Origin of the sequence: Vibrio pacinii DSM 19139, from assembly GCF_000711795.1 — a bacterium.
GTDB classification, from domain to species: Bacteria; Pseudomonadota; Gammaproteobacteria; order Enterobacterales; family Vibrionaceae; genus Vibrio; species Vibrio pacinii.
Window position 1 is genome coordinate 44186 of record NZ_JONH01000011.1, and the last position, 21441, is coordinate 65626.

The window sequence follows — 21441 nt, forward strand, 5'->3', positions numbered from 1 at the left end:
TGCTTTGGTAATATTGGCCCACTCTATTTTGTTACCCAGGTTAATTGGATATGCACCTTTCAAAACTGACCACCAATATTTTTAATCATCTTTATCGCGACATTACTGAATTCCGGAGTACGTTTGATCTCCCTGTCGCGTCACCTGAAAGCTTGGATGACAAAGCAGACACTCTGCACACCTCTCTTGCGATTGAAGAACTTACCGAACTGGCCGAAGCTGACTGTAAATCAGAGCAAGCGGATGCTATCGTCGATAGCGTGTATGTGTTGATGGGCCGTCTGGTTCACCTCGGTAACGACAAAATCGAAGACAACGAGGCGATCAACTACTTAATCGATCTGTTACTCAACGTTGCAGCCAATCGTGAGATTGATTTTATTTCGTGTTGGGATGAAGTACATTCGAGCAATATGAGTAAAGTATGCCGTAACGAGCAAGAGTATGCCGATACCGAAGCACATTATGCCCAGCAAGGTATTAAGTTGATGGCAGTACAAAAAGGCGATTACATCATTGCTAAATGTGCTGAGGATTTTGTCTCTGAAGGCAAAACCATTCGTCAGGGCAAAGTGTTAAAATCGGTTTACTACCGCCCGGCAGACCTTGCGCCACTAACAAAATAAGTAAATCTTAGATAAAAAGACGCCACCTTTGGTTACCCTCAGGTGGCGTAAGCTGCCATAGTCAAAACATAAACATGACTTCATCAATCTTTCACTGACTGCCCACCTAAATTAGCAGCAGCTAAGACCAAATCCGCCTAACAAGAACGAGAATGTATCCCTTATACTATTGCCAATTACGTGCCAGTTTTTAAAATAATTTAAATCGTTGATTTTAAAGTAACTTTATCTTTTTCCCTTCACTACCTGCCGCTATACGTGATCGATAAAAGTGCAGCGCGCACCAATATAATCCCTATCATGTAATCCTTACAGAGATGCTAAGTAACGGCTTAGCAGCAAGATCTAATCAAACAACAGTACTTCAACACCATCAAAGCTCGCTTTGGTGACTTGAGTATTGAATACGTCAGAAAGTTGCACGGGGTCGAGCACGTGATCGACATCGCCAAACTGCTGTAAGACACCTTTATCAAGCAGCAGCGCCTGATCAGCATGTTTCAGTGTTCGGTTCAGATCATGATTCGACATGATGACGGTGATCCCCATCTTGGCCACACGTTGAATCAATTTATACAATAAGCTCTCTTGGCCAATATCAAGCGGCGCTGCGGGTTCATCTAGAATCAACACGTTAGCATCGGGGTTTAATGTCGGCCATACCTGCAAACAGATGGCACAAAGGCGAACGCGCTGCCACTCTCCTCCAGAAAGGCGGTGAATAGAGCGATGTAATTTGTCATCGATGTCTAATAACTGTGCTAATTCATTCACCACTGACTCAAGCTGTTGTGGGTGAACATCAAGCCATGAAGGCAGCGACAATGAAAGGTAGTGAACCACATCTAGATTGAACGCTGGTCGATCATTTTGACTTAAGAACGCGCGCGAATGGGCCAGCGACTCGATAGAGCTAGAAGCAACATCCACATCACCGAGACGCACTTGCCCGTCAAAATCGAGCAAACCTGCAAGTGCTGACAACAAGGTACTTTTCCCACTGCCGTTAGGGCCGATAACGTGCACAACTTCGCCTCGTTTAACCTTGAACGAGAGGGGTAGCAGTCGCGAGCCAACGCACAAACTATTAACGTCAATCATGATTACTCACCAACATCCAAATGAAGATTGGCGCACCAATCGACGTGGTCACAACACCTAGCGGCAACTCAGCGGAATTTAACGCCGTACGCGCCACTAAATCAGCAAACACCACTAAGCTTGCGCCAGCCAAAGCCGACATCGGCAGTAAATAACGATTCTCACTGCCAAACGCGAGTCGTAAAAGATGGGGCACCACTAATCCAACAAAACCAATCACACCGCCAAGCGCCACCGCGCCACCCACTAGCACAGAAACCGCTAAAATGAGTTTCCAACGCACTTTATCAATGTCGATACCTAATTGCTTGGCATGCACTTCACCCATCATTAACCTGTCAAGCAGCGCACCGCGGCAACAGATCCAAACCAACACAGGCAACAGAACTAACGTCAATAAATGGTGATACCAACTGGCGGAGCCGATGCTGCCCATCAACCAATACATCAATTGGCGTAAGCTTAAATCATCACTAAAGTAAAATGCCCACGTGACAACCGCTCCAGACAAAATACCGAGTGCCACTCCAACCAATAACAGCTTTGTCGTTGTTAAGCGCATGTTTTGCGCGATAGAGACCAACAAAAGAGTAAAGATCAAAGATCCTATGACTGCGGCGAGCATAAAACCTAGCGGCGTGGCCAACAGGGGGAAAAAGAACAGCACGATCACCATCATCACACTAGCGCCGCCGGAAATACCGATCACGCCCGGCTCGGCTAATACGTTCCCCAGTAGTACTTGCAGCACCGCGCCAGAGACCGCAAGCGAAGCGCCAACCGCAATCGCCGCAAGCAAACGAGGAAGCCGTAATTGCAGTACAAGTTGTTCTTGCAGTGTGGTTAACGGCTGAAAAGGATGAATGAACAATTCACCCACCATGAGGTAGACCGTGCTTGTTAGTAGCAGCAATAGACTAAATAGCAATGCGACACGGGTCCAACGACGACGGCGACGGTTAAGTAACTGAGTAAATTCCATTGAAAATGGTCGGGCTTAGGGTAAACGAATAGTGGCTTAACGATACCGTTAAGCCACTAAAATAGAAAGTGATTCGATAACAATAACGTCATCAGTCGTAAACGACTTGACCCTCTTCGTAACGAGTCTTGACTGGGCAAACCATTAATGCGGCTCGCTGACCTATCTCGACTCGACGATTCGGAAAGACAATCGCCTCGCCTTCATTCTTGGCCATCAACGGTTTATCACCATCATGACCGAACACTTCACCGTGCTTGAACGCGGTAAAATTCTCGACGTTATCGTCAAATAAGAAGTCGAAATCGTCATGAATACGCACAATAGTACGACTGACTCGATACATGGTCGGCTGGCGTGGCAAGTGTTCTGGTTTACTTTCAGCAATTAAGTCACGTAAAGCCAAATCAAAGGCAACCAATTTTTCAAGCTCATTCTCGCCGATCTTTGCGACCCGCCCCAGTTCGATAGTCAACGCTTGGGCGGCGAAATTTTCTGCGCTAAACCAGCTAAACGTACTCGAAGGGGCATTAGAGAACATCACCGCTTCAAGATGGGCGCTCGCGACGAATTCCATCAACGCTTGGCTGCGAACAGGATGTCTGACCCTAGGACTAACCACAAACGAATAGTGCTTAGATAAGCGAATCGCGCAATGCAAATCAAGATGCCAGCGCTGCTCTACCGGTGTTCCTTGATAGAAATCCCTAACCACCTGTTTAAGGTTGTTAGCAATGTTAAGCTCTTTCGAAGGTGGGTACGCTTTGTCGTCAAACAAACGATTCAGATTGGTTTCGATAAATCGCGTGTGCGCATTAGTTGCTTCTGGGTGAGCATTAATAAATAGCAGTCGATGCTTTAACGGTTGAAAGCCTGACTGAATGTCGTGAATGATCTTATCGACAATTTCCATCGGTGCGGTTTCATCGCCATGAATACCACACGAAATAATGATGTGCTTGCTATCTGGTGATAGTTGCTTTGGAATAACCTCAAGCACGCCACGTTGATGTGATTTAAAGACAGAACCACCTGCAACCACAATTTGGCCTGTCGGCACTGCTTGTTGTAGGTCTAAGCTGTCAAAAAGAAAAGATTGGCGAAACAGGGTTTTCGTCATGCGCTACTCCTTTATTGCACAGCGGGTATGTTAATGAATTGTTCAGACAAATTATGTAGATGGGATCGCACTTATCGACACGAACCGTGTGCTTCATTGTAATTTATCACGTTGTCAAAAAATGACGATGACTTCGAAGTCTCTCACTGCGCAAATAAGCCGAGCTTTTGCTCGGCCAACTGATAATACCATGATTTAATGTTAGTTATTCTTGATCTAGCAACAATTCGAACTGATCAATTTTCGCTTTCACGTGTTGAATGCTCTGCTGCCAGAAATCAGGTAAGGTTAAATCCATACCAAGATGCTTTTGCACGACATCTTCCGCCATCATTGTACCGGTATCTCTTAGCAAGCTGACATAATCTGGGTAAAACTGCTCACCCTTACTCTCTCGCTGTGCATAGACACCAATACTAAACAGATAACCAAATAGGTATGGGTAGTTGTAAAAGCTCACTTCAGAGATAGAAAAATGCAGTTTGCTTGCCCAAAAATAGGGATCAGGCTCTGTCATCGAGTCGCCATACCACTCTTGCCAAGTTTCACTCATTAATTGACACAGCTCGGCAGGAGTGAGTTCTCCGTCACGGCGCAGGTGATAGAAACGCTGCTCAAACTCAAAGCGAACTGGAATATTGATCATCAACGCGTAGCAGCTTGATAGCTCTTCCCACAGCATTTCAAGCTTTTCCGTGCGGCTTTCAACTTGCTCAAGCAGATAATCACGCACAACGTTTTCAGCAAAAATGGACGCCGTTTCCGCCAAAGTCATCGGATAACGGGTTTGACACAGCGGCATATCGCGCATGATCCAGTTATGGAAAGCGTGCCCTAACTCGTGTGCCAGAGTCAGTAAATCAGAACGGCTACCACCCCAAGTCATGAATACTAAGGGGGTTCTTGTCGCAGCGAATTTAGTGCAATAAGCTCCCAGGCGTCGATGCTCACTTGGTTGAGCATCTATCCAACCGTTTTCAACCATCAAGTCGACAAAATCGGCCATTTCAGGATGGACTTGAGCAAATGCCGCGCGAATGATCTCAATCGCTTCGTCAAAATCATAAAGCTTGGGTTCGGCTTCGGTTAAGCTCGGCATACCTGCCAAATAGTTCCATGGACGCATTTTATCTAGACCATGCACTCGCGCCATGAGATGGCCAGCTTTTTGACCAATGACACGATTAGATTTAGCCACCAATATCATGGTTTCGAGAGTGGCACTCTCAATACGGCTTTGATGCAAACTCGGATCAAGAAAATGGACATCGTTTAGCTTTGAGCGCTTTTGGCACTCAGTTAAACGCCAACCCGCTAGCGCATTTAAAATCGCGGCAAAGGACTCTTGATGAGTTTGCATCGCCTGTTGAATGCCTCGCCAAGCTAGCTCTTGTTTTGAAAAATCACTGCCATAAAGAAGGCTTGCAGCTTGCGACAAACCGATCTTGGTTTCCTGCTCGCCCTCATTAAACACGACTTGCATTGAACCTGTGATGTTGTCGTACAGACGCCCCCACGCATCTCGCCCGTCGACCTGCATCGCGGTCAGAAGTTGTTCTTCAGCTACCGACAACTTAGTTGTTGCCTGTTTTCTTGTACATTCAATTTGAAACGCCTGACCTGCAACATCAGCGCTGGGGTGATCTAAAACATCTGCAATGAAGCTCTCTGGGGCAACTGTTAAGGTATTCTCATAGGGTGCAAACGCTTGTGACAGCTCAGAATGGAGTTTAGCAACACGCCCAATCAGCCCTTTGGCCTGGCTGTTGATGGCATCAACCGAGGCATAACATTGTGCAAAGGTATTGATAGTGGCCAACAACTGCCCTGCCGCTTCGCTGGTTTGTATCGCATTCTGGGTCACTGATGGTGTATCACGATTGTCAACATGTACGCCTAAAGCTTGAATACATTGTTTGATAAGATCGATATCTTGCTCGATTCTTGGATCGTTGAGATCTTGATACGCGATCGATAAGTTCCAACTTGGTGCGGTCATGATACTTCCTTTACTGTCCCGTCAACGGTGCGCCGATAGAGCATACGCGTGTGTGTAGCTGTTCGGCCCGAGTAATTTGAATATGTGTCAGTGTCTGGTGGCCAATTGATAGCGCAGAATAGAGCGTAGGATTACGCCAATCTAACTGTAATACGTTCGCTATTATCATTCTGATCGTGCCACCATGACAAATAATCAGCGTGTCTTGTTGCGCAGCTTCGCAAAACTCCTGCCATTGCAAGCTCACTCTATGGTGAAACTCTTGCAAGCTTTCCGCTCCCGGTAAAGGGTTATTGGCAGGATCTTGCCAAAACGCCTCTAGTAATGGCCAAGCATGCTCTGCCTGCTCAAATGGCACACCATCAAGATCGCCAAATGAGATTTCGCGCCACTGTGAATTGATCTGATAACTTAGCCCAGTTTGATTGCTAACAAGCCGTTTAGCCAAATCTTGGCAGCGTTTTAAAGGCGATGTTTGTAGCGCACTAAAAGAACGAGATTGTGCCAACAGGTTTTGACAAATCGCCGCTTGAATCTCATCATCAACGCCAATATCGGTATGACCATACAACGCAGGTAATCCAGCCGTTTTACCATGACGCAACAGATAGACGTTAATGGTTGTTACTTGCTTCATCAATCACACTCACTGTTTTAAAACCAATGACAGCCCGGCGGCGACCAAGGTCACTTTGTCGGCAATGTTAGCAATGGCTTGATTCATCCACCCGGCGTGATCAACGAACAGTCTTGATATTTCACCGAGTGGCACAACGCCTAGGCCAACTTCATTCGAGACCAAAACAATATCTGCGCGAGTCGCACTCAACGCTTCAACCAAACCGGCAACATTACGTTCTATATCGGGTGCGCTTAATGTTTGGCCTTGATTGTAAATGACGTTGTTGAGCCATAATGTCAGACAATCAACTAGAACGACTTGGTCGGATTGAAATTGAGCAACAAGCGTGGCCAGATCCACTGGGCATTCATGTTCGACCCAACCTTGCCCACGAGATTGTTGATGCTGTTCAATCCGCTGTTGCATCTCTTGATCAAAAGCGATGGCGGTCGCGACATAATGTTTAGTACGATTTTGGCTCAGTGCTATCACCTTAGATTCCGCAAGGCTCGATTTACCCGAGCGAGCACCACCTAAAATTAACTCGATACTCATAGCGTCCTCATCTGAAATGCAATCAGAGTTAGGTAGATCAAAAGTTCAGTAACTTGCTGCGCAGCGCCTAAACAATCACCGGTAAAACCGCCGATACGTTTAATCAACCACGCTTTAAATAGCCATCGAAAGGCGGCCATTACTAGAACCAACGCTACAATATGCTCAAGAGGTAAAAACAGACACGGCGCTATTCCAGTCAATAGCAAGAATATGACTTCACGGCGAGATTGGCGCTCAGCTAAAGGCTTACTTTTACTGGCATCGGTGTCGCTGACATAAGGCATATCAAAAATAAGCGAAGCTGCAATCGCGCGGCTTAGCGTATAACCGCAAATCACGATCAACGCAAAGTCATCAAGGCGAACCAGTTCACTTAGAAACAGGAACTTACCTAACAGCGCCATGATCAATGCGCTTGCGCCATACGTCCCTATCCGGCTGTCTTTCATGATGGATAAGCGCTTTTCTACGCTCATACCACCGCCAATGCCATCGGCCATGTCGGTTAGGCCATCTTCATGAAAAGCCCCCGTCAATAATAGGCTAAACACCATCATCAAAAACAGCGCAATCGTATCAGGAAATAACCATTGCGCCGCGGTAAAAAATGCCACGCACAAGCTACCTAGCAGAGCGCCGACTAGGGCAAAATAACGCCCAGCTTGATTCATTCGCTCGCGACTATACGGTATTGAAGCGAGTATTGGCAGGCGTGAGAAAAAGCTTAACGCCAACATAAACAGCTGGATTTGGTATTTCAACGCTGCCATTAGTCAACCACAACGCCAGCTTGTTCAAAACTGGCCATATTGCTGTAAAATTCAGCCGCTGCGCGCACTAAAGGCAACGCCAACACCGCGCCCGTCCCTTCACCCAAGCGTAGTGACAGGTCAAGCAAAGGCTCAGCGTGCAATTCAGCCAATAAATATTGATGGCCGATTTCATGAGACTGATGCGCAAAAATCATCACCTCACGGCAACTAGGTTCGATAAGCGTTGCCACGTAAGCGGCGGCGCTAACAATGAAGCCATCAACCAATACCGGCACTTTGTTTTCTCCTGCGGCAAGAAAGCCACCGACCATTTGCACAATTTCGTAGCCGCCAACTTCAGCGAGGATCTCGCTGACTTTTTTTCCTTGGCAACGAGCGACGCCTTGTGCAACCAGCGCGATTTTTTTCTCTAGCTGCTTATCACTAATTCCGGTGCCTCTGCCCACACAGGCGCTGGCATCTCGCCCAGAAAGTGCCGCCAGCAATGCCGCGGCACTGCTGGTATTACCGATGCCCATTTCACCAAACATCACAATGTTTGAACCCGACGCAATAATGTCAGTCACTAACTGTTTGCCCAGTTCAATACCGCGCTCAACCTGAAGCAGAGACATCGCAGGTTGCTCGGCAAAGTTGGCGGTTCTTTCACCAAGTCGTTGGATCAAAAAGTGTTCATGGTCCGATTCAATCGGTACAAGAATGCCGCAGTCGACGACTTTGAGCGCGACGTCATTAACAGAGCAAAAGCAATTAATCGCCGCACCACCTGCTAAAAAGTTTAATACCATCTGCTGAGTTACCGCACTTGGCGCAATACTGACGCCTTGATCGGCAATACCATGATCAGCGGCAAACACAATAGCTGTCGGTTGATGAATTGAGATATTAGTGACAACGTCACCATGACGATTACTAGCAATCAAGGCTAATTGATGTGCTAGCGATTCAAGCTGACCGAGCGAACCTTGTGGTTTGGTTTTTTGATGAATACGATGCCAAATGGCATCTGAATAACGTTGATCTAACATAATTTATTTCGGCCTTGCGACTGAGAAAACTTTATCAAGAGTGGCATATTGACTACCACCGAGACGAGAGAGAGGGTCTACGCTTAACGCATCGACGACCAAGCGGTCACTGCGTTCGCCAACCACTTGTGGATCGATATAAATCTTTTCAATCTCAGCAAAAATCAGGCTCTGCGGCGTTGCACCGATTTCCTTTACTTCATGAAGTTTACAGGCGAACGCAATTGGACAGCCTTTAACTCGTGGCAATTCAAAACCATCGAAATCGACTAACTCTAGGCCAGACGCTTCTACTTCAGACTCGCCGTGCTCAAGCGTCGCCGCGGTTTGAGTGACAGCATCCGCCATCTGTTGCGAGGCAATGTGCACCACTAAACGCCTAGTTTCCAACACATTGCGCGTGGTGTCTTTGACATCACCTGACGGTTTTTTACCGACAGAAAACATCAACAATGGCGGGTTACTTGCAACGGGTGTGAAATAGGAAAATGGCGCAAGATTATAATTGCCGTGTTCTGAGTCAGTGAGTACCCAGGCGATTGGGCGTGGAATCATCGTCTGCGTCATCAGATGATAGATCTGGGTCGGTGCAAGTGTGCTCAGCTCAATATTCATGGCTCATCCTTTATCTCGAATCCTTTACTCGAGTGTATCGTGAAATCAGCGGCTTAGCATCCCTTATCCCGATTCACTGGCGACAATTATTGACCTAATTAAAGATTAAACTGACAGGAAAAGTGACCGTTTTATCAAATTTGACGTATGCTTACTACTAGGGAGAAGTTTTACAACGGCACAAACTGTGCATTCTTTTTTGTCGTGACATCGTGTTCTCCCATTTGATAGTGCAAGGAGGTTGTATGTTTGCCAATCAAAAGTCGAAACAACAAAAACAGACCAAACCACAACAGAGAAAGAACAATAAAGTTCCACTCTCGTTAACCTAGTGAAGGATCAGACCTCGCCGACGCGCGAGGTCTAGCGTATCTACCCGCCGACTTACCACCGTTAGTTTGAGCTTTCTCAAGTTCCGCTTTGATTGCCTCTGCTATGCTCACTAGCCATACAACAATCGCATAGTTGTCATATCACTGAGATTGCAGTGACATGGCTAAGCTTCAATCAGGCTTGCGCTAATAAAGGACAGACCATTGAACTCATCAAAAGACATCTGCGTGATTACCGCGGGTTGCACGGGTTTGATCGGCAACGAGCTAATAAAACAGATGCTCGAACAGCAGCCTATTGCTCGAATTTATGCCTTAAGCCGCCGTCCTTTACCCTTCTTCCACTCCAAATTAAACGTCATCGAGCATCCACAGCTGCGCGTCCAACAATGGCAAGATGAAGATCCTCGCCCTGAGTATGGTTTTATTTGTCTTGGCACGACGCTCAAGCAAGCCGGCTCAAAACAGGCCTTAGAAAGCGTCGATTACCAATTGGTTTGCGATGTCGCCCAAGAGATGAAACTGCTGGGGGTGACTAAACTTGCCGTCGTCTCAAGCTATGGTGCGTCGATACGTTCATTGTCGCATTACTTGAGATGTAAAGGCCGTATGGAACTCACCATTGAACGTATGGGGTTCGATCGTGTGGTGTTTGTTCGGCCCGGTCCTCTCAAAGGACTAAGAGAGCAGCCGCGCAAAGATGAAATGATCGTACAGGCCATTGCGAGGATGTTGAAACCGATAATGTTTGGCCGCTTAGCGAACTTCCAACCTATAGACGCTTCTGACGTTGCTCAAGCGATGCAGTATGGTCTGTTTGCCCATTCAAACAAAAAACTTGAAATACTCGACAGTGTCAAGATGAGAAATGAGCTCAATCGATACCGATAGCTCAAGAGTTAGCCGACTCTTGTTCACGTATTCAGCAAGACACCGCATGCATAACTGATGGCTATATTTAATAGCCATTTATCATTTTGTTTAGTTACGTCAAACCTTTACCCTGCCAGCCGAATCTAATTTCGAATAAATACAATTAACTAATATTTAACACTATATAAATAAGGTTGGCTCATATGTCAGTGGCAGTTATCGCTTCACTTGCGATATTTCTTGGCATTCTGGTGTTTCTTTACACACAGCAGAATAAAGAGAACTCTTTATCACGTCTCGTTTTACTCGGTTTAGTTTTCGGCAGCTCATTTGGCTTGGCGCTTCAGCTGGTGTTGGGCGAAGGTCATCCAGCGATTAGCCAAACCTTAGACTGGGTGAATGTGGTTGGCCGTGGCTATGTCGGCTTATTAAAAATGGTGATCATGCCTTTAGTGCTGGTCTCAATGATTGCGGCTGTGGTTAAACTCGAAAAAGGTGGTGCACTGGGTAAGATATCTGGACTGACCATTTCAGTATTATTGGCAACAACAGCCATTTCAGCTCTGATTGGTATTGTCATTACTCAAGCCTTTGGTCTCAGCGCAGAAGGTTTAACGGAAGGCGCACGTGAGACAGCACGCATGGCTGCACTTGAGAGCCGCGCTGACAAAGTGAGCGATCTTAGTATTCCACAGATGTTAGTCAGCTTTATTCCTACTAATCCATTTGCCGATCTCACAGGCGCTCGCTCAACATCGATTATTGCGGTCGTTATCTTTGGTGTGCTAACTGGCATTGCGGCGCGCAAAGTGATGGCAGAGAAGCAAGAGCTAGAGTCACCTATCCGCACCTTCGTTGACGCGGCGCAATCTATCGTTATGCGCTTAGTTAAGATGATCATGGCACTGACGCCTTATGGTATTGCCGCACTAATGGCGAAAGTGGTCGCGACCTCAAGTGCTGCTGATATTCTCAATCTTCTCGGCTTTATCATTGCGTCTTACGTTGCTATTGCGCTTATGTTTGTTGTGCACGGTATTTTAGTCTCTTTCGTTGGTGTAAGCCCAAAAGAGTATTTCCAGAAGATTTGGCCCGTGCTGACGTTTGCGTTCACCTCTCGCAGTTCAGCGGCGACCATTCCATTGAATGTCGAGGCACAAATCAATCAGTTGCGAGTACCACCGGCGATTGCTAATTTGTCGGCCTCATTTGGTGCCACCATAGGTCAAAATGGTTGTGCGGGTATCTATCCGGCGATGTTGGCCGTAATGGTTGCACCATCAGTTGGCATTGATCCTATGGATATCAACTTTATTGTTTCTTTGATTGCCATCATTGTTGTCAGCTCATTTGGTATTGCGGGGGTTGGTGGTGGCGCGACGTTTGCCGCGCTGATCGTACTGCCTGCGATGGGCTTACCCGTCACCATTGCCGCGCTGCTTATTTCTATCGAGCCACTGATCGATATGGCGCGCACCGCACTTAATGTATCCGGTGCAATGACCGCTGGTACGATTACGAGTCGCTTGATGGGGCAAAAACTCAGCGACGAACAACTCGAAACACAGCAAGCTTAAATCACAAACACATTGTTCAATGGCCGACTTACGTTGGCCATTTTTTTATCTAACTTCCGCCTAAACCGCGAACAGGTTTGCCTTGTCGAAACAGCAATGGTCTAATACCCAAGTGAATTTCAACCGTTGGTAAAATGATAATGCAACAAGAGCAACAACCTACGTTCTTCTTTTTTGATTACGAAACGTGGGGAACAAGCCCTGCCAAAGATCGTCCTTGTCAATTTGCTGGCGTGCGCACCGATATGGACTTTAATATCATTGGCGAGCCTCTTGTTATCTATTGCCAGCCGCCTGCAGACTACTTACCGTCCCCAGAAGCGGCTTTGATTACCGGCATTACACCACAAACGGCAGAGACCCAAGGCCTTATCGAGCCAGAATTTATCGCCAAAATCCATGAACAACTTGCCACGCCTAACACCATTAGCCTTGGTTACAATAGTATTCGTTTTGATGATGAAGTAACACGCTATACCTGCTATCGCAATTTTATCGACCCATACGCATGGAGTTGGAAAAATGGCAATTCACGCTGGGATTTACTTGATGTGATGCGTGCTTGTTACGCACTGCGGCCTGAAGGCATTAATTGGCCAGAAAACGACGAGGGATTTATTAGCTTCAAGCTTGAGCATCTCTCGGTTGCCAACGGCATTGAACACGCCAACGCTCACGACGCGATGGCCGATGTGATCGCCACGATTGAAATGGCTAAAAAAGTGAAAGCCGCACAACCTAAACTGTTCGACTATTTCTTGAGCATGCGTCACAAGCGTAAACTCAACGAGCTTATCGATATCGTTAATATGACCCCATTAATGCACGTATCAGGCATGCTGGGGAAAGAGTGTCGTTACACCAGTTGGATCGTTCCTGTTGCTTGGCATCCAACCAACCAAAACGCCGTCATTTGTGTTGACCTAGCCAAAGATCCGCAAGCCTTGCTCGATCTAGACGTCGAATCGCTCAATCAACGCTTATATACCAAGCGCTCTGAACTTGGTCCCGATGAATTGCCGGTTCCTGTCAAGCTAGTGCATTTAAATAAATGCCCGATTTTAGCACCCGCCAAAACATTAACCGCTGAAAATGCCGCAGCCATTGGCATTGATCGAGAAAAATGTTTAGAGAATCTCGCTCGTTTACGTCAACATCCAGAAATTCGTGAAAAACTCATCGGTGTTTACACGATTGAGCGTGAATACGAGAAAAGTACTGATGTCGATACTCAACTTTATGACGGTTTCTTCTCTCCGGCTGATAAAGCGGCAATGGATATTATTCGTGAAACCGATCCTAATCATTTAGCGGCTTTGGATATCAGCTTTAACGATCCTCGCATTAAACCCCTGTTGTTTCGCTATCGTGCTCGCCACTACCCTTGGACATTGGATGAAGCAGAGCAACAACGCTGGGCGAACCACTGCCGTGACTACTTCGAAAGCCGTATTGAACAGTACATGCTGAATTTAGAAAACTTAGTTCACGAACATGAGAGTGACGCAAGTAAGATGGCTATTTTAAAATCCATCTACCAATATGTAGAAAAACGAGTATCCTAGATATTTCTTAGTACTAAGTCCTGCACCCTACTGCAAATCCTGACGACCGCAACGAAATCAATTATTAGGCGTTAGGTAATTGATAAATAAAAGCTTTGGCGCTAAATGTCAAAGCTTGTACCTGTTTAAATAACTGCTTATTTAACTTGGTAATAGACGTTGGACGATAATTTACTATGACCAAAACCGTGCTTCAGTACGCTGTTTCTATGGCGCTGATATTTTTATGCCTTGTTGCTGGCATCAATATTCAACACTTACTCGACACCGCTATCCCCGGCAGTATTATCGGTATGCTGATCTTATTTGGTCTGATGGCCAGTGGCTTAGTGCGACCTGACTGGGTAAGACCTAGCGCGACGCTATTTATTCGATATATGGTGCTGCTTTTTGTTCCTATCAGCGTAGGTTTGATGGAGCACTCTGATATGTTGTTAGCCAACGCTTGGCCAATTTTAGCCAGTGCCGTTGGTGGTACTTTGATTGTCTTGGTACTGTTGGGCTTAATGCTCGACCGGATATTGAAAGGAGGGCAGCAATAATGTGGCTACTTATTACTATTGTTGTCTTTTTTGCTTCACGTTGGTTATGCAAGCAATTCAAAAGCCCCTTCATGAATCCACTGTTGATTAGCCTTGGAGTCTTGATCCCAATACTGACCTATTTCAAGGTACCTTTTGAGACCTACTACTCGGACAACACTTGGATTAACTATCTACTGCAACCCGCTGTCGTGGCACTTGCTTTTCCCCTTTATGAACAACTCCCACAGATCCGTGCGAACTGGCGTATTATCATGTTGGCGTGTGGTGTTGGTAGTGTCATGTCGATGCTAAGCGCCAGTATGATTGCGGTCTATATGCAGGCTGATTTAAGCTTGATTGCCAGTTTACTCGGAAAATCGGTCACGACACCGATTGCAATGGAAGTCTCTAGCCACTTAGGTGGAGAACCTGCGATTGCGGCAATATTGGTGCTGATCGTCGGTCTATTTGGCGCGATCATGGCCTACCCAATCTACAACGTCTTAAATATTACTCACCCGATTGCCAGGGGATTAACCATGGGCACGGTCTCTCATGCTCTGGGAACCGCAACGTGCGCAGAGAAAGATCCTCAAGATGCCGCGTTCAGTTCTTTGGCGCTGGTGGTATGTGGTGTGATTACCTCAATACTTGCTCCATCTTTCTTCTCTTTAGCACTTTGGATTTCAGCTTAAGTCCGTTTGAGCCACCCTGCGTGGCTCGTTACGCTCAGTGATGTACTTTTGTAATCGTTATCATGTGTGAGCTCACTCTAATTATGCAACAAACACTCAAATTGCATTCATTGTTGTGATCTACATCTCTGCTTTAATCTTCTCGTTACATAAAATGAAATACCAGTATCGGGGTTTAAATCCAATTAAAGGTATAGACTCTAGATATCCATTATGCAGATTAAAGGATTCACTATGAGAAGCCGCATTGAACAGGCGCTATCTGAAGTGCCAAAAAACGTCGCTGATTTTCTATCACCTATTATTCTTGCTGACGATTTTGACGCGACCTTATCTTCAGAGCAATTTGAGCAACTACTGACAATATCTGGCTTAGAAGACGTTGATCTTCGTGTTGCATTATTGCCATTTGCGGCGGCTTATTCTTATGCCCCACTATCAAACTTTTATGTTGGCGCCATTGTTCGTGGCCTATCCGGCAAACTCTATTTTGGTGCCAATGTTGAATTTTTGGGCGTGCAGTTGGGTCAAACCGTGCATGCGGAACAATCAGCTATCAGCCACGCTTGGATGAAAGGCGAACAGGGTGTTAAAGACATCACGATTAACTTTAGCCCTTGTGGCCACTGCCGCCAATTCATGAACGAGCTATCGACCGCCGATCAGCTTGAAATACAACTGCCACAACGCGATGGTAAAAAGCTGCAAGCGTATTTACCTGAGTCATTTGGTCCGGCAGATCTCGGTATCAAATCCGCTCTGATGGCGCAGGTTGATCATGGTAAACACAGTGACGATCAAGACGAATTTATTCAGTTAGCGCTTGCTGCACTTAACCGTAGTCATGCGCCTTATACCCATAACTTAAGTGGCGTAGCGTTAAAAATGCGCGATGGCAAAGTATATCAAGGCGCATACGCTGAAAACGCCGCGTTCAACCCAAGTTTACCTCCGCTACAAGTGGCCTTAATTCAACTTTTTCTTGATCGTCAAACCCTTGAGGATATCGAGTCAGCGGCACTAGTAGAAGTTGCCGAAGGTACCATCAGCCACTTGGCAACCACCCAATCAACATTGGAAGCCCTTAATCCCGATATTCCAATGTCATACCTAGAAATTTAAGCGATCAGTTTTAACATCGAAGGCGCTCAAACGAGCGCCTTTGTCATATCATAAACAACATTCGTTTGTACCCAAAAAAACCAATTACAGCAAAAAGCAAACGTTTGCTTTTTGGTTGATATTCAGTATCATTCTCTTCAGTTTCTATTCCTTTAAGATGATAGGGTTAAAAATGTTTGGTACAGCAACAGCAAGTCAAGCTACACGTGTTTTACTATTGGGCTCGGGTGAATTGGGTAAAGAGGTCGCGATTGAGTGTCAACGTCTTGGCCTTGAAGTGATTGCTTGTGATCGTTATGAAAACGCCCCCGCTATGCAAGTTGCTCACCGTAGCTACACTCTTGATATGCTTGATGGTGACGCTCTGCAAGCCATCATTGATAATGAGCAACCAGACTATGTCGTGCCTGAAATCGAAGCCATCGCCACTGATAAACTGGTTGAACTGGAGGCGAAAGGTGTCAACATCGTCCCAACTGCGAAAGCGACCAAACTGACGATGAACCGTGAAGGCATTCGTCGCCTCGCGGCTGAAGAGCTCGGCCTTAATACATCGGCATATCGCTTTGCTGACAACTACCCAGAGTTTCGCGCCGCTGTCGAAACCGTAGGTATGCCTTGTGTGTGTAAACCCGTGATGAGTTCGTCAGGCAAAGGGCAAAGCGTAATCAAATGCACCGACGACATTGAAAAAGCATGGAATTATGCCCAACAAGGTGGCCGTACTGGTGCCGGACGCGTTATTGTTGAAGGCTTTATTGATTTTGACTACGAAATTACCCTACTGACTGTACGTGCCGTTGATGGCGTTCATTACTGTGCGCCGATTGGCCATCGTCAAGAAGATGGCGACTATCGTGAATCTTGGCAGCCACAAGTGATGTCTGATATCGCGCTCAGAGCCGCTCAAGATGCCGCAGGTAAAGTGGTTAATGCTTTGGGTGGATACGGAATTTTTGGCGTTGAGCTGTTTGTCAAAGGTGACAGCGTGATCTTTAATGAGGTCTCTCCGCGCCCACACGATACTGGCTTGGTTACTTTACTTTCTCAAGACAGTTCAGAGTTTGCGCTTCATGTTCGCGCGTTTACTGGTCTACCGATTTCGGCCATTACTCAGTATGGACCATCTGCATCAGCGGTTATTCTTGGCCAAGGTACTTCAAACAACATACAATTTGACGGCCTCGATAAAGCCCTAGCGGCGCCACAAACCCAGTTGCGTTTATTTGCCAAACCTGACATTGATGGTCGCCGCCGTTTAGGTGTCGCAATCACTCGCCGAGACACTGTTGAACAAGCCGTTGAAGATGCTGTCACTAGCGCCGCTCAGATTAAAATCATCTATTAATTGACCCAAAGACACGAAAAAGGCTTGGTTCGAGACCAAGCCTTTTTCTATCTATTCCACTTTGACCAACGACGACTAGTTACTTTCTAACAAATAGACTTCTTCAGCAAATCGAGACAGACCTTTGTTGGCAATTTTAGGGTGAGTTTCATTCGCCTCATCACGATAAAGCTTGGTTATTTTAAATTCAGGATACAATGCGTGAATTTCTTGCTCTGCCACTGAGAACGGTGGCCCTGCCATTTCGTGTTGCGGATAATCTAAACTAACCAGCAAAATACGCCCGCCAGGATTCAGTAATGACTTGATTCTATTGGCATAATCAACTCGCATCTCGGGTGGCAGCGCCACCAACGATGCTCGATCATAAACAATATCGACTGGTTTTATTGGCGCGGTAAACAAGTCTCCGGTGTAAATCGATAGTTCATCGAATTGAAACAGCTCATGCTGACCATTAATCGGCACCACCATCGGAGTATAAAAATGCTCTGCAAAAAAAGCTCGAACGGCAATATTACTCAGCTCGACACCTTGAACGTCGCCATGCTTGGCGGCAAGCCAAACTAAATCCTCCGATTTACCACATAAAGGGACAAAGACTTTATCCTGATAGTCCGGTTTTGTATTGGACCAATACTCTACCAATAAGGGATTGACATCGTCTAAATGAAAACCAAGTTGGTTCGCTGCCCACTTGTTGTGCCAAAATTCTGGGTCTCTCATCTTTTTTCTCGGTTACTGGCTTTAATCACACCTAGCCTAGCGGAATCTCATGCGTCTGGGTATCCCCGATTGCTTTTCTGTTATTCAGATTACGTTCATATAAATACGATATATTCAGTAACACATTGCTGTTGAACCTAAATTTTGGCCGTAACTCTAATTGAATGATAACAAAATGAGATAAGGCTCAAAGTTTTTAATCAAGGTTCAAAGTGAGGATTGGTAAAGCGAAATAAAAGCCCCATTTATTAATCAGAGATAAGTAGCGCAAGCGGTAGACCTTTGTTTGGCCCCTTTTAGCCCAGCCTACATATCTAAGGAGAGTGCATGAGTCTATTCTTGCGTACCACGGCGTTAATGCTTTTGATGCTCAGCCGAGCCCCTGCATTTGCCGCTATTCCGACGGCTCCCGATGAGCAACAAAATCATCCGACTAACCAAAACCAAGTCTGCTCACAAGCGTTCAAACATAACTTGAGCGGCCTGTATGGCATCCAGTCTATGCCTACCTTGCCTCTTCAGCCTTATAGTGATTTTGACATCCTTTATAGCAAAGCCCACCAGGCTCAAGCCGAACTAGAAACCTTGTGTAAAAGTACTGCTCTCTTGACTGATACCACCGCCTATTTTGCTGGCATCAAAGCTTCTCAGCGCGCCAAAGACAAGATTGCCCATGAATTGAACGGTCAAGTGGAACGCATCACTGACCTTGCTCGTGCCACGATTGTCGCTGATGATATCGAAAGTCTGATGTCTGTTTACGAAGTATTAAACCGCGAAACCACGGTAGTTAAAGCGAAAAACCGTTTTAAAAAACCCGCAGCCTCTGGCTATCGCGATTTAAATCTCCTAGTCAAATTACCTAAAACTGGTTTAATTGCAGAAATCCAACTCCACCTCAAAGCTATTGCTGATGTTAAAAGCGGCCCTGAACACGACATTTATGAGAACGTACAAAAAATTGAGCGCCAAGCCGCACGTGAAAACCGTGAATTGAATGACTTTGAAGTTGCACAAATTCGCTCAATGCGCCGTGAATCTGAAGCCCTGTACCAAAATGCTTGGCAGCCTTATATCACAACGCATCTCTCTGCCGCATAACGATTTTCTGTGCATACCTAAGCCTAGGTAGCTGGTTTTAATGAGCGGTCATTAATCTTTCAAACTATATTTATATCAAAAGGATAATCAAATAGTTTGGAGGATATAATGACCATCGACTGGCGCACAGCGATCTGCCTACTGGCTATCTTGCTGACCTATCAAACGAATGCCAATACCAACGACGGCTATGGACCATTGCAAAGCTATACTCAATCCCCTTTTCATACCAATAGCCTTTCTCCACAGTTGCGCTCTGGTTTTTCGATGCCTGTTGACCACAGTGAAGTTTACGCATCAGGTGTCGTGTCGAGTATCTGGGCAGTCACGGAGCAATATGAACTCGATTATTATCAAAATCAGCTCGCGATTGGAGGCAAATGGCAGTGGAACGAGCGCTGGCAGGTAGACCTTAATTACCGTTGGAATTACGCGGGCAATAACCATCTCGATCGATTAACAATTGCTTTTCATGATTGGGTTGGACTCGAACAAAACGGCCGGACGGAAGTTAACAATGATCGCTTCGTGATCAATATGCCCGAGTACGGAATTGAATTAGAAGGCTTTCGCAGCGAAACCCTAAGCCATGCCTTGACGGGTTACCTGCAATATCAAATTATGACTCATAGCAATCATGGGGTCTCGATAGGGGCTTCGCTTTACTACAATGACACAAACCACGGTATTTTCAGCTCATCGGACTTTGAACAAGCGTTGCAGATTAATTATGGTTATCAGCGCGAAAAACATGGCTTCGATACCAGTGTTGCCATCACTTTTCGCAACACACCAACGGTTTTTAAACAGATACCATATCGCAACAGCAACTGGTCTTTAGGCGCAAGTTACCGCTATCAATGGTTACCTAATCACGCCTTGATTGGCCAGTTTGCCGTTCATCAGGGAATCACCACTGACGAGAGTGAATTCTCTAAGCCATCAACCGAGTTCACTTTTGGCTATCGCTATCGATTAAAAAATTCAGCGGTTGAGATAACCGCGGTCGAAAACATGTTTAACGCCGACAATAGTACCGATATCGCATTCGGCGTCACATTTCGTTATCGTTTTGGTGCTGGTGAGTCTTAAATAAGCAAGGTTTAACCTCATTATCCTCAGCATCACGGTGAAGCGAAAACAACAGCCACTGATCGCCGTAGATACTTAATCAAAGGCTAACTTCTGCTAGGCAATGTATTAAACGTAAAAGGTTGTGACGTAGTCTCACGATTAAATCAGATTGCTTGCATTATCACGGTAAATGTATAACCATTTGTATAGTCAATTTAATATACGATAAGAAAATGAGCCAGTCGCCCCTATATCTGCAGATCAAACGCTATATTGCCGACCAAATCGACAGTGGCCTTTGGCCCGTCGGCCATCGAATTACCACCGAAATCGAGCTGACTAAACAGTTTAATGTCAGTCGTATGACCGTCAATAAGGCAATCCGCGATCTGGTAACAGAAGGACGGCTATTACGTAGGCCAAGATTGGGGACGTTTGTCTGTGCCCCAGATGATAAAGCAGAGTCACCGCTGCTCGATATTCGTAATATCGCTAAAGAAGTCGAACAACGCGGAAAGACTTACAGCAGTAAAGTCATCAAGCAAATTGCACTCACTGCCGATGATGCGGTGGCAATGAAGCTTGGCGTCATGCTTGGAAGCCATGTTTTTTATAGTGAGATAATACACTTTGAAGACAAACTTCCTATCCAGCTGGAAATGCGCTGGGTCAATGCCCATTACGCTCCAAATTATTTGGAGCAAGACTTCTCTCAAATGACACCCAATCAATATCTATCCGAGAACTGCCCATTAAGTGCAATTGAGCACACTGTCGAAGCAATAGTCGCTGGCGATGCTGTGCGCGTCGCTCTTAGGTTAGCCGTTAGTGAGCCGTGCCTATTACTCAATCGCCGCACATGGAGTGACGATAAACTCGTTAGTACTGCACTGCTTTATCATCCTGGTACACGTTACAAGTTAAGCTCTAAAGTACTGCTAAGTTGATACCCAGCAGAATAAACTAAAGTTAAAAAAGCGGTTCCACCACAGATACTACTCACTGATCACATTTTTGCAACATTACACTTGTACAAATTCTATCTCTGAAAGCATAATTGTATATACATTTAATTATGAG

21 protein-coding genes are annotated in these 21441 nt (G+C 45.9%); 11 read left to right on the forward strand and 10 right to left on the reverse strand.

All coding sequences use genetic code 11. The features are described from left to right. The first annotated feature begins 50 nt into the window (after nt 1–50). Nucleotides 51–626: a nucleoside triphosphate pyrophosphohydrolase family protein gene (locus tag BS19_RS07285; protein WP_038174340.1), complete on the forward strand. Its 576-nt coding sequence runs from the start codon at nt 51–53 to the stop codon at nt 624–626. A gap of 345 nt (nt 627–971) precedes the next feature. Here BS19_RS07285 and btuD read toward each other — a convergent pair whose 3' ends face one another. The 9 genes from btuD to BS19_RS07330 form a co-directional block, all read right to left on the reverse strand. Continuing rightward, nucleotides 972–1727 carry a vitamin B12 ABC transporter ATP-binding protein BtuD gene (gene btuD, locus BS19_RS07290; RefSeq protein ID WP_038174341.1) on the reverse strand — a complete coding sequence of 252 codons (756 nt, stop codon included), beginning with the start codon at nt 1725–1727 and terminating at the stop codon, nt 972–974. Then, nucleotides 1720–2709 (reverse strand): vitamin B12 ABC transporter permease BtuC, encoded by a 990-nt coding sequence (btuC, locus tag BS19_RS07295; protein ID WP_038174342.1) that lies wholly within the window; start codon nt 2707–2709, stop codon nt 1720–1722. Before btuC ends, btuD begins: the two co-directional genes overlap by 8 nt. 91 nt (nt 2710–2800) lie before the next feature. Beyond that, entirely contained in the window at nt 2801–3829 is a 1029-nt protein-coding gene (locus tag BS19_RS07300; protein ID WP_038174343.1) for a succinylglutamate desuccinylase, read from the reverse strand. A 205-nt stretch (nt 3830–4034) separates the two neighbouring features. Continuing rightward, on the reverse strand, nt 4035–5828 hold the full coding sequence (locus BS19_RS07305) for a M3 family oligoendopeptidase (protein WP_038174345.1): 1794 nt from the start codon (nt 5826–5828) through the stop codon (nt 4035–4037). 10 nt (nt 5829–5838) lie between these two features. Beyond that, complete coding sequence (locus BS19_RS07310; protein WP_038174346.1) at nt 5839–6465, reverse strand: histidine phosphatase family protein; 627 nt, start codon at nt 6463–6465, stop codon at nt 5839–5841. A 9-nt stretch (nt 6466–6474) separates the two neighbouring features. Continuing rightward, complete coding sequence (gene cobU / locus BS19_RS07315; RefSeq protein WP_038174348.1) at nt 6475–7005, reverse strand: bifunctional adenosylcobinamide kinase/adenosylcobinamide-phosphate guanylyltransferase; 531 nt, start codon at nt 7003–7005, stop codon at nt 6475–6477. Further along, nucleotides 7002–7778 carry an adenosylcobinamide-GDP ribazoletransferase gene (locus tag BS19_RS07320; protein WP_038174349.1) on the reverse strand — a complete coding sequence of 259 codons (777 nt, stop codon included), beginning with the start codon at nt 7776–7778 and terminating at the stop codon, nt 7002–7004. The genes cobU and BS19_RS07320 overlap by 4 nt, the downstream gene beginning before the upstream one ends. Beyond that, nucleotides 7778–8809 (reverse strand): nicotinate-nucleotide--dimethylbenzimidazole phosphoribosyltransferase, encoded by a 1032-nt coding sequence (cobT, locus tag BS19_RS07325; RefSeq protein WP_038174350.1) that lies wholly within the window; start codon nt 8807–8809, stop codon nt 7778–7780. The genes BS19_RS07320 and cobT overlap by 1 nt, the downstream gene beginning before the upstream one ends. Before the next feature lie 3 nt (nt 8810–8812). Beyond that, nucleotides 8813–9424, reverse strand: a complete 612-nt coding sequence (locus BS19_RS07330) for a flavin reductase family protein (protein ID WP_038174352.1) — start codon at nt 9422–9424, stop codon at nt 8813–8815. A gap of 536 nt (nt 9425–9960) precedes the next feature. On the opposite strand from BS19_RS07330, the gene BS19_RS07335 reads away from it, so the two are divergent. The 7 genes from BS19_RS07335 to purT all read left to right on the forward strand — a co-directional run bounded on the left by BS19_RS07335 (nt 9961) and on the right by purT (nt 17460). Continuing rightward, entirely contained in the window at nt 9961–10647 is a 687-nt protein-coding gene (locus BS19_RS07335) for a Rossmann-fold NAD(P)-binding domain-containing protein (RefSeq protein ID WP_038174353.1), read from the forward strand. A gap of 185 nt (nt 10648–10832) precedes the next feature. Then, nucleotides 10833–12206, forward strand: a complete 1374-nt coding sequence (locus tag BS19_RS07340) for an L-cystine transporter (protein ID WP_038174354.1) — start codon at nt 10833–10835, stop codon at nt 12204–12206. 140 nt (nt 12207–12346) lie between these two features. Continuing rightward, nucleotides 12347–13771 carry an exodeoxyribonuclease I gene (gene sbcB, locus BS19_RS07345; protein WP_038174355.1) on the forward strand — a complete coding sequence of 475 codons (1425 nt, stop codon included), beginning with the start codon at nt 12347–12349 and terminating at the stop codon, nt 13769–13771. A 176-nt stretch (nt 13772–13947) separates the two neighbouring features. Further along, nucleotides 13948–14313 carry a CidA/LrgA family protein gene (locus tag BS19_RS07350; protein WP_038174357.1) on the forward strand — a complete coding sequence of 122 codons (366 nt, stop codon included), beginning with the start codon at nt 13948–13950 and terminating at the stop codon, nt 14311–14313. Further along, nucleotides 14313–14990, forward strand: a complete 678-nt coding sequence (locus tag BS19_RS07355; RefSeq protein ID WP_038174359.1) for a CidB/LrgB family autolysis modulator — start codon at nt 14313–14315, stop codon at nt 14988–14990. Before BS19_RS07350 ends, BS19_RS07355 begins: the two co-directional genes overlap by 1 nt. A 234-nt stretch (nt 14991–15224) precedes the next feature. Then, nucleotides 15225–16112 carry a cytidine deaminase gene (cdd, locus tag BS19_RS07360; RefSeq protein ID WP_038174360.1) on the forward strand — a complete coding sequence of 296 codons (888 nt, stop codon included), beginning with the start codon at nt 15225–15227 and terminating at the stop codon, nt 16110–16112. A gap of 172 nt (nt 16113–16284) precedes the next feature. Then, on the forward strand, nt 16285–17460 hold the full coding sequence (gene purT / locus BS19_RS07365) for a formate-dependent phosphoribosylglycinamide formyltransferase (protein WP_038174558.1): 1176 nt from the start codon (nt 16285–16287) through the stop codon (nt 17458–17460). Nucleotides 17461–17535: 75 nt separating this feature from the next. Here the strand turns inward: purT and BS19_RS07370 are convergent, their stop codons facing one another. Next, nucleotides 17536–18186 carry a thiopurine S-methyltransferase gene (locus tag BS19_RS07370; RefSeq protein WP_038174361.1) on the reverse strand — a complete coding sequence of 217 codons (651 nt, stop codon included), beginning with the start codon at nt 18184–18186 and terminating at the stop codon, nt 17536–17538. 327 nt (nt 18187–18513) lie between these two features. On the opposite strand from BS19_RS07370, the gene BS19_RS07375 reads away from it, so the two are divergent. The 3 genes from BS19_RS07375 (at nt 18514) to hutC (ending at nt 21308) form a co-directional block, all read left to right on the forward strand. After that, nucleotides 18514–19287: a nucleotidyltransferase family protein gene (locus BS19_RS07375; RefSeq protein WP_038174362.1), complete on the forward strand. Its 774-nt coding sequence runs from the start codon at nt 18514–18516 to the stop codon at nt 19285–19287. Nucleotides 19288–19395: 108 nt separating this feature from the next. Next, entirely contained in the window at nt 19396–20379 is a 984-nt protein-coding gene (locus tag BS19_RS07380; protein ID WP_084185946.1) for a DUF3187 family protein, read from the forward strand. A gap of 215 nt (nt 20380–20594) precedes the next feature. Beyond that, on the forward strand, nt 20595–21308 hold the full coding sequence (gene hutC / locus BS19_RS07385) for a histidine utilization transcriptional repressor HutC (protein WP_038174364.1): 714 nt from the start codon (nt 20595–20597) through the stop codon (nt 21306–21308). The last annotated feature ends 133 nt before the right edge of the window (nt 21309–21441 follow it).

Excerpts from the sequence above, each read along its gene's own strand:
- BS19_RS07305 (WP_038174345.1), bottom strand. The coding sequence starts at position 5,828 with ATGACCGCACCAAGTTGGAACTTATCGATCGCGTATCAAGATCTCAAC.
- BS19_RS07355 (WP_038174359.1), top strand. The coding sequence starts at position 14,313 with ATGTGGCTACTTATTACTATTGTTGTCTTTTTTGCTTCACGTTGGTTA.
- BS19_RS07380 (WP_084185946.1), top strand. The coding sequence starts at position 19,396 with ATGACCATCGACTGGCGCACAGCGATCTGCCTACTGGCTATCTTGCTG.
- BS19_RS07310 (WP_038174346.1), bottom strand. The coding sequence starts at position 6,465 with ATGAAGCAAGTAACAACCATTAACGTCTATCTGTTGCGTCATGGTAAA.
- sbcB (WP_038174355.1), top strand. The coding sequence starts at position 12,347 with ATGCAACAAGAGCAACAACCTACGTTCTTCTTTTTTGATTACGAAACG.
- BS19_RS07285 (WP_038174340.1), top strand. The coding sequence starts at position 51 with ATGCACCTTTCAAAACTGACCACCAATATTTTTAATCATCTTTATCGC.
- purT (WP_038174558.1), top strand. The coding sequence starts at position 16,285 with ATGTTTGGTACAGCAACAGCAAGTCAAGCTACACGTGTTTTACTATTG.
- cdd (WP_038174360.1), top strand. The coding sequence starts at position 15,225 with ATGAGAAGCCGCATTGAACAGGCGCTATCTGAAGTGCCAAAAAACGTC.
- BS19_RS07370 (WP_038174361.1), bottom strand. The coding sequence starts at position 18,186 with ATGAGAGACCCAGAATTTTGGCACAACAAGTGGGCAGCGAACCAACTT.
- cobT (WP_038174350.1), bottom strand. The coding sequence starts at position 8,809 with ATGTTAGATCAACGTTATTCAGATGCCATTTGGCATCGTATTCATCAA.
- BS19_RS07320 (WP_038174349.1), bottom strand. The coding sequence starts at position 7,778 with ATGGCAGCGTTGAAATACCAAATCCAGCTGTTTATGTTGGCGTTAAGC.
- BS19_RS07330 (WP_038174352.1), bottom strand. The coding sequence starts at position 9,424 with ATGAATATTGAGCTGAGCACACTTGCACCGACCCAGATCTATCATCTG.
- BS19_RS07375 (WP_038174362.1), top strand. The coding sequence starts at position 18,514 with ATGAGTCTATTCTTGCGTACCACGGCGTTAATGCTTTTGATGCTCAGC.
- BS19_RS07300 (WP_038174343.1), bottom strand. The coding sequence starts at position 3,829 with ATGACGAAAACCCTGTTTCGCCAATCTTTTCTTTTTGACAGCTTAGAC.
- btuC (WP_038174342.1), bottom strand. The coding sequence starts at position 2,709 with ATGGAATTTACTCAGTTACTTAACCGTCGCCGTCGTCGTTGGACCCGT.
- cobU (WP_038174348.1), bottom strand. The coding sequence starts at position 7,005 with ATGAGTATCGAGTTAATTTTAGGTGGTGCTCGCTCGGGTAAATCGAGC.
- hutC (WP_038174364.1), top strand. The coding sequence starts at position 20,595 with ATGAGCCAGTCGCCCCTATATCTGCAGATCAAACGCTATATTGCCGAC.
- BS19_RS07340 (WP_038174354.1), top strand. The coding sequence starts at position 10,833 with ATGTCAGTGGCAGTTATCGCTTCACTTGCGATATTTCTTGGCATTCTG.
- BS19_RS07350 (WP_038174357.1), top strand. The coding sequence starts at position 13,948 with ATGACCAAAACCGTGCTTCAGTACGCTGTTTCTATGGCGCTGATATTT.
- btuD (WP_038174341.1), bottom strand. The coding sequence starts at position 1,727 with ATGATTGACGTTAATAGTTTGTGCGTTGGCTCGCGACTGCTACCCCTC.